Source organism: Halalkalirubrum salinum, from assembly GCF_005543295.1.
Classification (GTDB): Archaea; Halobacteriota; Halobacteria; order Halobacteriales; family Haloferacaceae; genus Halalkalirubrum; species Halalkalirubrum salinum.
This window is the reverse complement of the sequence record NZ_SRSG01000037.1, coordinates 34,434-46,167: the sequence shown is the minus strand read 5'-3', so window position 1 is coordinate 46,167 and position 11,734 is coordinate 34,434. Positions and strand designations below refer to the sequence as shown.

Annotated in this window: 12 protein-coding genes and 2 pseudogenes; 7 read left to right on the top strand and 7 right to left on the bottom strand. The window is 57.4% G+C overall.

Annotated elements, in window-relative coordinates; genetic code table 11:
- Window positions 1-22: 22 nt before the first annotated feature.
- A complete protein-coding gene (locus tag E5K03_RS12655) occupies window positions 23-1,312 on the bottom strand; it encodes a glycosyltransferase (protein WP_138007183.1) in 1,290 nt (429 codons plus the stop codon).
- Window positions 1,313-1,470: 158 nt separating this feature from the next.
- Here E5K03_RS12655 and E5K03_RS12650 point away from each other — a divergent pair, with 158 nt between their 5' ends.
- From E5K03_RS12650 to E5K03_RS12635, 4 genes are all read left to right on the top strand, one after another.
- Window positions 1,471-3,510: a prolyl oligopeptidase family serine peptidase gene (locus E5K03_RS12650; protein ID WP_138007182.1), complete on the top strand. Its 2,040-nt coding sequence runs from the start codon at window positions 1,471-1,473 to the stop codon at window positions 3,508-3,510.
- Between the two features lie 77 nt (window positions 3,511-3,587).
- Window positions 3,588-3,980: a hypothetical protein gene (locus E5K03_RS12645; protein ID WP_138007181.1), complete on the top strand. Its 393-nt coding sequence runs from the start codon at window positions 3,588-3,590 to the stop codon at window positions 3,978-3,980.
- Window positions 3,977-4,972, top strand: coding sequence for an alpha/beta hydrolase (locus E5K03_RS12640; RefSeq protein WP_138007180.1), 996 nt, complete (start codon window positions 3,977-3,979; stop codon window positions 4,970-4,972). The genes E5K03_RS12645 and E5K03_RS12640 overlap by 4 nt, the downstream gene beginning before the upstream one ends.
- Before the next feature lie 71 nt (window positions 4,973-5,043).
- Window positions 5,044-5,286 (top strand): hypothetical protein, encoded by a 243-nt coding sequence (locus E5K03_RS12635; RefSeq protein ID WP_138007179.1) that lies wholly within the window; start codon window positions 5,044-5,046, stop codon window positions 5,284-5,286.
- Between the two features lie 66 nt (window positions 5,287-5,352).
- On the opposite strand, the gene E5K03_RS12630 is transcribed toward E5K03_RS12635, so the two are convergent.
- Together E5K03_RS12630 and E5K03_RS12625 are read right to left on the bottom strand one after the other, a co-directional pair.
- Window positions 5,353-5,748, bottom strand: a complete 396-nt coding sequence (locus tag E5K03_RS12630; protein WP_138007178.1) for a hypothetical protein — start codon at window positions 5,746-5,748, stop codon at window positions 5,353-5,355.
- Window positions 5,749-5,824: 76 nt separating this feature from the next.
- On the bottom strand, window positions 5,825-6,844 hold the full coding sequence (locus E5K03_RS12625) for a YeiH family protein (protein WP_138007177.1): 1,020 nt from the start codon (window positions 6,842-6,844) through the stop codon (window positions 5,825-5,827).
- Window positions 6,845-7,147: 303 nt separating this feature from the next.
- Between E5K03_RS12625 and E5K03_RS12620 the strand changes: the two genes are divergently transcribed.
- Both E5K03_RS12620 and E5K03_RS12615 read left to right on the top strand, forming a co-directional pair.
- Entirely contained in the window at window positions 7,148-7,756 is a 609-nt protein-coding gene (locus tag E5K03_RS12620; RefSeq protein WP_138007176.1) for an adenylate kinase, read from the top strand.
- 502 nt (window positions 7,757-8,258) lie between these two features.
- Complete coding sequence (locus E5K03_RS12615) at window positions 8,259-8,591, top strand: hypothetical protein (RefSeq protein ID WP_138007175.1); 333 nt, start codon at window positions 8,259-8,261, stop codon at window positions 8,589-8,591.
- 80 nt (window positions 8,592-8,671) lie between these two features.
- Here E5K03_RS12615 and E5K03_RS12610 read toward each other — a convergent pair.
- The 4 genes and pseudogenes from E5K03_RS12610 to E5K03_RS12595 all read right to left on the bottom strand — a co-directional run.
- Window positions 8,672-8,902 (bottom strand): annotated as a pseudogene (locus E5K03_RS12610) (transposase); the annotation flags it as partial.
- Between the two features lie 124 nt (window positions 8,903-9,026).
- Window positions 9,027-9,278, bottom strand: a complete 252-nt coding sequence (locus E5K03_RS12605) for a HalOD1 output domain-containing protein (RefSeq protein ID WP_138007174.1) — start codon at window positions 9,276-9,278, stop codon at window positions 9,027-9,029.
- A gap of 78 nt (window positions 9,279-9,356) precedes the next feature.
- A complete protein-coding gene (locus tag E5K03_RS12600; protein WP_138007173.1) occupies window positions 9,357-9,845 on the bottom strand; it encodes an Lrp/AsnC family transcriptional regulator in 489 nt (162 codons plus the stop codon).
- Window positions 9,846-10,017: 172 nt separating this feature from the next.
- Window positions 10,018-10,689 (bottom strand): annotated as a pseudogene (locus tag E5K03_RS12595) (IS630 family transposase); the annotation flags it as partial.
- A 159-nt stretch (window positions 10,690-10,848) separates the two neighbouring features.
- Between E5K03_RS12595 and E5K03_RS12590 the strand changes: the two are divergent.
- On the top strand, window positions 10,849-11,730 hold the full coding sequence (locus E5K03_RS12590; RefSeq protein WP_138007172.1) for a DUF106 domain-containing protein: 882 nt from the start codon (window positions 10,849-10,851) through the stop codon (window positions 11,728-11,730).
- Window positions 11,731-11,734: the final 4 nt, after the last annotated feature.

Here is an 11,734-nt window from a genome sequence, read left to right as displayed (position 1 = left end):
CATACGGTGCTCCGAACGATCACTACGCCCCCTTCTTTTCGACGCGGTACCACGAGCCGTCCCAGCTCAGCGCATATACAAGCGCAGATTTGACGGTCAACAGCCCGAACACCGGGTACACGAGTGGCGAGAGAACGACACCCGGCGGGTATTGTATCTGGCCCGCCCGATAGTCGACGAGTGCGATCGCGGCCATCGTGAGTACAATCGCGGCTGCCGGCAACAAAAAGAAGATCTCCGCGCCGGCGAGGATCAACACGAGCAGCTTCGAGGCGATTACGAGCGTGAACAGGCTACCAACGAGGCTCGACGCCAGCCGGCCGAACGAGAGCAGCCGTCGCCTGCAGGTGCCGCCGGTGAGCGTCCCGCGGATTGTTTCGTGAAGCACCTCGACCTGCCCAGTCCGCCATCGCTTTCGTTGTCCCCAGAAGTCCGATAGCGAGTGCGGGGCTTCCATCAGGTTCGTGTGGTTCCGCGATTGGTTCACCTCGATTCCGTGGCGGAAACACTTGTGCGCGAACGCGAGATCCTCGGTGAGCAGGTCGTCGTAGCCGTCGACCGTCTCGTAGGCGTCTCGGGAGACGATCGTGGAGGAGCTCCGGCAGTTGTAGAATCCGGTTGGCTCGATGAGCTTGTAGCTCGCGTGGAACGCCGCCCGCTCACAGTACGCAAGCGTCTCAACGAGTCCTGTCGGCTCAGGGATTCGCCGCCCCTGAAACACGCCGTACCCGTCATCGAACACCGCATACGCGCCCGCAGCGATGAACGACGGATCGACGACCTCATCAGCGTCGAAGATAGCGAACGCGGCGGCTTCCGATCGCTCGACGGCTGTCTGGATCGCCCCGGCTTTTGAGCCAGGGTAGCGGTTCGTGCACGCGATGACGTCGTCGTAGCGATTGGCATACTCCTCGGCGACCGCCATCGTCTCGTCGTCATCCGGTTCGCCGACAACGACGATCGACAGGTTCCGGTATGTCGAGTCGATGAGACTCTCAACACTTCGAGAGAGCACGTCGCCGTCTTTGTACACCGGGACGATTGCGGTAATCGGTGGACCATCCTCACGGATCGGATCCGCGGCCCGATCGCGCCGGATCTCACGGAACAACAGCCCGCCGCTCAAGACGACGAACCCCGAGAATACGATCGCCGCAGACGCGGCGTCGAGCATCGCAACACGGACTGTAATCAATAATAGGTCGAGCGTGAGTTCCTCGTACCGGACGCCAGAGACGAATCCGAACGCTAACACGAGGAGACTGGCGAGCACGAAGCCCGATCGCTCGGCAACACGGCCGACGACGCTCATTAGTTAGGTAACACTATTCGAGCATTCATGAAAGAAGTGTTGACTATCTGCCTGGTTGGCACGCGATAGCGTGACGAGTCGCAGTTGGCTGTCTGGCTGTGCGTTCGTGAGCTTCCGAGACCCTGACGTTGATGTATCGTCCGGATGACCTGTCCGTAATGAATCCGCCGGATACCGCTCGCCGCCCAGTCACCGAAACGCACCACGGCGTCGAGATCACCGATCCGTATCGCTGGCTCGAAGCCGATCCTGATGAGGACGACGCTGTTGCTACGTGGACTGACGCACAGAACGAGTACACCGATTGGGTGCTTGACCATCCCGTTCGCGATCGGCTCGAACGGCGTTTTGAAACGCTGGCCTCGATCGACGAATTCGGGCCGTTGAATCCCGTGGGAGACCGGTACTTCCAGCGATATCGCCGTGCCGAGATGGAACAGTCGGTCGTCGCCGTCCGTGACGCGCCAGAAGCCGATCCACGCGTGCTCGTCGATCCCAACACGTGGGGCGAAGAGGCGACAGATTCGGTTGATTGGTACGCTCCAGATGAGACGGGCGATCGGCTCGCCTACGGGGTCAGCCCCGGCGGCACGGAGAACTACGACGTGTACGTGATCGACGTCGACACCGGCGACGAGATCGATAACCTCGAAGAAACCGGCCGTACGCACAGCCTCGCGTGGACCGACAACGGATTCTACTACGTCGCAACCGGCACCGCCGACGCGGACGAAGGCGGTCAACTCGAAAAGTCCGTCCTGTACCACCACCTGGGGACCGAGCAGGCAACCGATCGCGTCGTTCTCGAGGACGTCGGTGAGACAACTTGGCCGGGCGTCACGACAGACGACGACGTGCTCATTGTGACTCTCTCTGAGGGATGGGATCGATCGGAGGTGTACGCTCTTTCGGCGTCCGATCCCGCGACCGACTCGCTTGATCTCTCGCCTGTCATCACCGACACTGAACACAGCTTTGCGCCACACGTAGCCAACGATCGACTCTACTTGCTCACCGACCACGACGCACCCCGATCGCGGCTGCTCTCGGTTCCGATCGAAGACGCGCTCGCGGGACCGATCGATCCAGCGACGGTAACAGAGACGATTTCCGAGTCAGAGGGCGTCCTCCGAGGTGTCACGACAACCGCCGCGGGACTCGTCGCGCACTATCACGTCGATGCGGCCTCCAAGCTGTCTGTCTTCGGATTTGAGGGTGACCACGATCGCGATCTCGCGGTTCCGGAACTGCGCAGTGTTGGTGGGGTGCTTGGCGACGACGAGGGATCGGAGATATCGTACACAATTCAGGGGTTCAACCGCCCCTCGACAGTGTATCTCCACGACCTGAACGACGGCGAGCCAACGGAAATTGCGTCGATCGATGTCGACGTAGCCGTCGATCTTCGCGTCCGACAAGAGTGGTTTACGTCCGCTGACGGGACCGAGATTCCCGCGTTCGTCGTCCATCGCGAGGGCCTCGTTCTCGACGGAGACAATCCGACGCTGCTCACCGGCTACGGCGGCTTTCGGGTCAACCGCACGCCATCGTTCAACCGCTTTGCGCTCCCATTCTTCGAAGCAGGTGGGGTGTACGTGCTCGCGACGCTTCGAGGCGGCAGCGAGTATGGCGAGCCGTGGCACGAGGCTGGCCGCCGCGAGCACAAACAGCGCGTTTTCGACGATTTCATCGCGGTCGCGGAGGGACTGATCGATCGCCAGTATACCCGCCCGAAACGGCTTGCGATCGCGGGTGGCTCAAACGGCGGCCTGCTGGTCGGGGCGGCGATGACACAGCGACCCGATCTGTTCGGCGCCGTACTGTGTCAGGTTCCGCTTTTGGACATGCTTCGGTTCCACACCTTCTTGCTGGGTGCCTCCTGGACAACCGAGTACGGCCATCCCGAGGATCCCGAGGACTTCGAATACCTTCGGGAGTACTCGCCGTACCATAACGTCGAACCGGCTGACTATCCAGCGACGCTCATTGCGACTGCCGAGGGAGATACGCGCGTCCACCCGGCTCATGCGCGGAAGATGACCGCGCGGCTCCAGGCAGAAACGACCGGCGAAGATGCGATCGCCCTTCGGGTCCGTACTGACACCGGCCACGGAACTGGCAAGTCGCGATCGATGATTGTCACTGAGCAGGCTGAACAGTGGACCTTTCTCTTCAGGTTTCTCGATGTCAGGTACTGATTTCCTGTCTGCGGGCCGTCGTCGAACTGTCCAGCTCTGCGAACAAGGTTTTACCCCCGGGGAGTGAATTCCAAATCATGACCGAACCGATCGCCGAGCTGGAAGAAGCCTTCCGAAACCACGGTATCGACGTGGTTGACGTAGCCGCGGTCCCATCGGCGGATCCCGATCGCATCGAACTCACGTACATGACTGCGTATCCGGGGTTTCAGATTAACCACCCGGAGATGGGCCGCGCGCTGAATACAGTGATCGACCTCTGTGAGGATGATCGTCTTGAGCCCTGCCGGCTTGAGGCGACTGTTGTGCGATCTCCTGACGATCCGATGGGAGTCTGGCATGCCAAACCCGAGTGGTTCCGGGACCTGGCCGAGTACAAAATCTCCGAGGAGACGTTCTCGACGCGGGTATTGAGCACGATTACACACACGGCCGAGGAATCGAACGACGCACCGGAGGGCCAGCCGTGACCCGTCGAAACCCGAAGAACTACGCCCAACAGTCAATTCGACGGCCTGCTCGGGAGGCGTACTCCACCCGCCGCGTCGAGTTCACGACGCCGATCGATGCAGATCCAGCCGACGCCGATCGACTCTCGGCCACGCTGTACCTCCCCGATCGGCCTGCAAATCCGCCGGTGATCGTCATGGCTCCGGGACTCGGCGCGTGGCGAACCTTCGGCTACCCTGCCTACGCCGAGCGGTTCGCACAGGCGGGCTACGCGACGCTCTTGTTTGACTTCCGGTGTCACAACGACAGCGACGGCGAGCCGAGATCGCTCGTCGCCATTGACGCTCAAATTGAGGATTACGAGGCGGCGATTGCGACCGCAAAGCGACTCGACGCTGTCGACGGGACCCAACTGGTGCTTTGGGGTTACTCGCTGTCCGGCGGCCACGTCCTTTCGGTTGCGGCGGATCGATTCGACGTTGACGCTGTCATCGCGATGAGTCCGTTCACAGACGGGCGAAACGCTCTGAAGCGAATGCTCCGGCAACCGAAGCGCGCGATCGGTTCGATCGCTCGTGGCCTGCGTGACCGGATCGGTTCAATCGTTGGGGTCCACTATCATGTGCCGATCGTCGGTGATCCAGGATCGTCCGCGGTCGTTACCTCGCCGAGAATCCGCCGAGAGTATCTCGATCTGGTCGATCGTGAATCCTCGTGGAGTAACGAGACGCCTGCGCGGATTTTCCTCTCGATTGGTCGGTACCGACCAATCGTCACTGCCGAGGAAATCACCACACCGACACTCTTGCTCGCCGGCACTGACGACGAGGTGATTCCAGCCGACGAGATCGAGACTGCGGCCGACGCGATCGACGATTCCTCGCTCGTCCGGTTCCCGGCCACACATTCGAGTCCCCTCGGTGAGGACTTCGAGACTTCTTTTGGCCACCAACTGACGTTTCTGAAGAGCGTCTTCAACACGGAGACTCTCATCAGCAGCTTCGACGTGTAATTGGAGCCGATCGCTGATTGCCTGCAGTGTGAACCGCTATTCTCTTTTCTACCCGTCCGAATGAATGAACGATGAGCACCACGGCGCCGTTCGCCTTACTCGCGATCGATACACTCCGAACCGGCGCATACTTTCTTGCAATCTATGGTATCACGATCGTCGCCTCGATCTGGATCGCTCGAGACGCCTATCGACGGGGACAGTCGATCGCGATCGCGATCGGCTGGGGGGTGTTCGGGCTGCTCGTGCCAGCGGTGTCGCACCTGTTGTATCTGTATCTCAGACGAAAACACGAGGGATCGATCACCGGCTGACGAACCGGTTTGACAACCACTCACCGGCTGACGAACCGGTTTGGCGATCGTTGACTGCACCGCGCTTCAGATCGCAACGACCCACGCCGTATATTCTTCATCGTAGCCGTACACCCGCTGAAACGCGCCATCAATAAACGACGCGAGTCGATTCGCGTCCGATCGTGCCGAGATCTTCGCGTGAGTTCCTTCGGCCTCTTCGGGACTGTCGAGTGATTCAATCCGAAACTCCGGGAACTCCGAGACGAGGGATTTGAGCCGATCGAGTTCGGCGTCCGTACAGTCCATTGCGAACGTCCGTTCGGTGAACTGGATCCACGGCAGGAGTTCGTCCTCGGCCGTTGGTGGGGCTGCATCCGGTTCGACTGTCAGAAACTCGCTGTTCCGTTGTCTGTGTGCGAGGATCGCATCAGCAAAGAGCGATCGGCGATCGCCGGGTGTTGACGCGTCAAATCGTGTCATGCGTATACTCTATCGGGTACTTGCAAATTGGTTTGGGTATCGCTGGGCTGATATCTCAGCCTGTTGGGTTCGTCCGTCAAAACAACGCCATGACCGCAACAAGCGACACTCCAGCAATAATAACCAGATACACGAGCACGATCGCCACCGGCGTACCCCCGGCGTCGCGCATTGTCGAGAGCTGTATCGTCGTTCCTAGGCCGACAAATGCGAGCACGAACAGCCAGTCGGTGACCGTCCCGATTGCCTCGATCGACGACGCGGTGAGCACGCCCGTGTTAGCAACCACGGCCAGAAGCACAAACCCGACGAGAAACTTTGGAAAGTCTCTCCACAGCCGGGTCACCGACGGATCAGTCGCACGTGTTTTCGTTCCTGTACCGACTGTGTGTCTGAGCCGGACCGCGACGATCGAATACCCGATCGCAACGAGCCCCAAAAGCGAGTTTCTGACGAGTTTCGTGACTGTTGCCCACTGGCCTGCTTCCGGCGAGTATGCAAACCCCGCGGCTGCGACCGGTCCCGTGCTGAACATGCTCAATCCTGCCCACACGCCGAACTCAACGCTCGAAAGCGATAACGCCCTCCCGACGATCGGAAACAACACGAGCGTCACCGCGTCAAAAAACAAAACCGTCCCAGCAGCGAGCGCAAGCGGCCCGTCGCGTGCGCCGATCACCCGACCAATGGCCACAACCGCAGACACCCCACAAATGCTCGAACCGGCCGCGAGCAACGACGGCAATTCATCTGTGAGCCCAAACACGACGCGACCGATCGATTCAACCACGACCAAACCGAACGCGACAGTTCCGAGCACGATTGCAAGAAGTCGCGGTCCGGCCGTGAGGAGTTCTGCAAGCGCGACGCTCACTCCGAGGAGAACAATTCCGGTTTCTAAAAAGAGTCGTCTGAGCCCGATCCCTGCTTCGAACTGCTCTGGGATATCAACGAGATTACCCAACACAGCCCCAATACATACGGCGACAACGAGTGCGTTCACCAGCGGCGACAGCGACGCGGTCGCGACTGCGAGCACGCCAGCGGCAACCAGCAGCCCAAATCCCGGCGCGTAAGTTCGTATGTATGTGGCCACTGTTTTAGCCCAGAAGCTGGATCGCCAACTGGATCCCAACGATCAAAAACCCCAGGAGCACGGCCAGCCAGCCGCGATCGATGTCCCCCAACCGGGACGCAACGGCCGACACCCTATCTGCTATCGGTCTGGTGCTCCTGCGCTGATCCGGCATTGTCTACCGATCGGTTCGGCCGGAGAGGGCTAATACTTGTTCGGTTTCGAGATTTCTGTGTACTGTTTGATCGCCCCGTGATCTTTACCCAAGGGACACTGCTCAGACGTTTCTTTAGATATTTATGAGTCCCCACGGTTGATACAGATATGGAACCACGAATTTTGCTCCTTGGGGCGCCCGGGGCGGGCAAAGGAACACAGAGCAAGCGACTGGCTGACGAATACGACATCGAACACGTCACGACTGGTGATGCGCTCCGGGCGAACAAGGACATGGAAACCGAGTACGGCACCCCTCGGGAGTACATGGACGCGGGCGAACTCGTCCCTGATGCGGTAGTAAACGAGATCGTCCGCGAAGCGCTGTCGAACGCGGACGGCTACGTACTGGACGGCTATCCACGGAACCTCGAACAGGCAACGTATCTCTCTGAAATCACCGATCTCGACGCGGTAATTTACCTCAGTGTCGGCAAGGAGGAACTCGTTCGACGGCTTACCGGCCGGCGAATGGATCCAGAAACAGGCGACATCTACCACACCGAGTTCAACATGCCCGACGACGAGGCCGTTCGCGATCGACTCGTCCAGCGCGATGACGACACCGAGGATGTCGTCCGCGATCGACTCCGTGTCTACGAAGAAAACACCGAACCAGTGATTGAACACTACCGCGAGGAGGGTGATCTCGTCGAGATCGACGGCGAGGCATCGCCCGACGAGGTTTTCGAGCGTATCGTCGCGGTTCTGGACTGACGCGATTTGGGCGATCGGCACGGATGGCGGTGACAACCGTAGATGCTGACGACGGGTGGTGACTCCCGCTGACGATGACGGCTATAGCAGCGTTTGCACTTATGATCTCACAGTGATTCAGTAGCTGCTGATTCACGCTCTCTCAGACAGGATTCGGAGGTACCTGTTGCAAATCGTCGCAAACGTTACGATAGCTGTGTTTCCCGGTGTAAATCCGTTAGACAGAGTTCAACCGGAAGCTACCGATCGTACAGTAGATCACTTGCGGTGCGTTTTCTGCAACTAACAAGACTGACCAGGCGTCGGGATCTTGAGCAGTGAGAGATGCACGTTACTCGTCGGAATGAGAGTAACCTGGCTCTCGGGTGATTCTCACAGCCACACGGCTGAGTAACATATATTTGTTCTATATAGGGCTATATTTCTAAATAATTGTCCACAGAAGACCAGTTAATAATTATAAATTGGATTTTTATGACTCCAGCTCGTACTGTTGCATGTAATGAACGCACATAACTACGAAATCACAGACTCGATCGCTGGCTTCGAAGAGGGAGACATCCTGGATGTCACCGCACGCTTTGGTGACTGGCACAGCTACGCGCTGAAACTCGAACCTGCCACTGGAAGCCGTCGAACGGTTGTCGTGACGCAGTCCGAAGCGGGCTTCAGCGAGGAAGAAATCCTCTGTCCGACTGCCCGTCTCGGTGACTGGCACGAGTATGAGCTGAAATTCGACCCCGGCCGGTCCGAAGAGGCAGAGACGACGGGCCGGATTACACTCACCATGGACCAACTCGAAGCAGTCGCCAAGCCGATCGAATCGAGCGCCTAACTCAGTGTTTCAGAGAGCGCGCCGACAAATCGGCAGGGAGTACCGATAGAAGGGACGTTCGTATCTCTACTATAGTAGTTTTATAAGTAGTTGTTCACTTTTGGGATTGAGAGCTGGTCGAGAGCTGTATCAATCGCTGTCGTCAACTCGTCGAGTGAGTCAAAGAAGCGGTTGCGAAGAGACGCTTGAAGCTGTCTCCAGCACCTCTCGACAGGATTCAACTCCGGAGGATACGATGCCTGGAAATACAGTGCCACATCAAATACTACAATCAAGCTATCCTCGAATCCATTTACTGATAATAAAATGAACGGCTCTGTTGAAATCCTCAGCAAGTGATACATTCTGACCCAGTCTCGATCAGTACAGAGTGTGTATCCAGCAAAGTGTTATCTACAGCGGTGCGGGTATCATCGATTCTGTCAGCGATTGTGGTTATGTACCGTGGGATTTGACCGAAACATCCCCATCAGAGAAAACACTCACCTCGTAGCCAGCATAATTGAAAATAACCTTCCCAAGTACTCGGTGGTTGGCAAATAAGCTCTCTAAGGCGTCGGGGTCGATTACTTCATAGAGCGGGGGAGTAAGTTCGAGAGGGTCAACGTCTTCTGCTTTGGCTACTGTCTCAACTACTTCATTGATTACAGTATCGACGGTCGCTGTTGCGGTCTGTGCTTTGACCATACACTCCTATAGTCCCCGCCCTTGTTGAACCTATTGGAGTATTGATAGTTTCCAGAGTGACTTAAGAGAGGCTGGAAATTAGCCAGTGTCCTCCTTATTCGCAAACTCCTGACCGAAGTGGTTGTACGGGTTCGTTCGCTCCTGTTTCATCATCTCCATCCGCTCAATATCGACGCCGAGTGAGTCCAGAGCTTCGAGGGTGTCCTCAATGTCCTCCGACGTGCGGCCCACTACTTCTAGTGACAGGTTCTCATTGTTAGTCAATAGCTCATGAATGCTAACGACACCGGAAACCTCCATAAGGTCGGCCAGTATCTTCTCTCGGTCTTGGAGGGGGACTGTGGCGGTCACGAGGAGGTGGTGACCTAACCCTGTTTCACTATACTTGATGATTGGGTGATAACCGATAATGACGCCACGCTCCTCAAGACTGTTGATTCGATTAGCAACCGTACTGGACGAAACACCGACTTTCTCAGCCATGTCCTCGGTCGTATTACGTCGGGCATCCTTCTGGAGAAGATACAGTATGCCTTTATCCACGCTGTCGAGTTCCTTGGAAACCATCTTTAGAATGTAGAGGTCACAACGGGAAATGGTTTTCCGCAGTAGCCACCGGGTCACCTCGTTGAACTGGCTGAGCTATTGGTAGTCAATACGCACTCTTCAGCGACCGGCTGTTTCATCCTACTCTGTGTCTGAAGAATAGGATTTCAACAACGCCAAATGAACTGATTTCGTAATCGGCGGTGACGTACTCGGTGACTCGGCAAAAAAAGCGACCACTGCCTTCGGTGATCGCGTCCAGTAGACGCGTCCAGTCGCGTTGCCCAGAGAGTTCGACGGAGCGCCGCGTGCACAGATCTCTTGCTTTGGTCGATACAGACTACGGTGGCGTCCATCCCCCGCCGCTTTTTCTGCGCTCATCTTGGAACGCTTCTTGCTCGTCTTCATCAGCTTCGGCGGTTGATCGCCGGGGTTTCTGGTAGCTCAATCCCGCTTCTTTCAGCAACCGCCGACAACTTGGGATTGAATACTCGACGCTGTACATTTCTTCGAGAAAATCTTGAGCAAGCGCTGGCGTCCACGCCGGCGCGTCAATCCCGGCCTCACTAGGTGGTTCGTGAACGGCTTCTTCAAATTCTTCTTGCTGTGGTTCTGAAAGTTTTCGTTTTCTTCCAGTTCGTTTATCATCAGACACGGCCTGCTCAAGCGACTCGTTTGTGTCGAGTCGCTTGAGCCAGCTGTAGATTGTCCGCCGTTGCACGTCGTACCACTCAGCTAACTCGGTTTGGGAAACACCGTTTTTGTACGCTATTGCCGCTAAGAGCCGTTGTATCGGCTTCTTATTGTCCACGTTGTCGAGGGCGTCTTGCAATTCCTCGACGGAGATCTCGTCGAGATGGTTCACTATCTACTGCAACACTTTTTGAGCAATAAGTTCTAACGATTACTATAGCGCTGACAATCGTGGATGCTGGCAACTGGCGGGGATCACCGCTGTGTGGGCTAGTTCGACCGCGCACCCAGAGTAAAAGGTTCTTAACGTCTGGTTGCTAATCGAGTACTAATGAGTCGAATCGAATCGAGAGTCCGATCGCTTGCCCGCGAGAGCGAGGAGATGCGATCGGCGATCGAAACCGTCCTTGATCGGGCCAGCGAGGGCGACGTCAAGTGGGTCGACGTTCGCGACGAAATCACGAGCGGGCAGTGGGGCCGGCTCATCGAAAAAGAAATTCTCGTCGACGGCGAGGAGGGATTCCGCGTCGAGAACCTCGAGGAAGCCCGCGAGGGACTCGAAGCCGAAGCAGACTTCGAGTACGAAGAGATCGAATCGAACACCTGGACCAAGTGGGACAAGGGCGCAGGCCTGTTCACCCTGCTGTTGTTCGTTGGCTATGCCTACGAACCAGTCCGATCGGTTATCGGGGGGACAGTCAACATCGTGTTGGGGCCGATCGACGCGATGTTACCCTTCTACCTCGTTATCATGATCCTCGCGCTCGTGACGGGGCTGTACTCCTCGCTGCTGCGGGTTGGCCTGATGGACACCGAAAAGATGGGCAAATACCAGGCTCGGATGAAAGAGATGTCCGAGAAACGAAAAGAGGCCAAAGAAGCCGGCGATGACGAGAAGATGGACGAGCTGCAAGAACAACAGATGGAGATGATGGGCGATCAGGTCGGGATGATGAAAGAGCAGTTCCGCCCGATGGTGTGGATCATGTTCCTCACGATCCCGGCGTTCCTCTGGCTGTACTGGCGCGTCTGGGACGGCCACGGCGATGCGCTCGGCGAGATCGTCGTTCCGTTGGCCGGAGAAGTCACGTGGACGACGGGGATCGTTGGGCCGATGCAGATGTGGATTGTCTGGTACTTCCTCTGTTCGATGGCGTTCAACCAGATCATCCAGAAGGGACTCAACATCAGTATGAGTCCGTCGGCCGCTTAGTCGG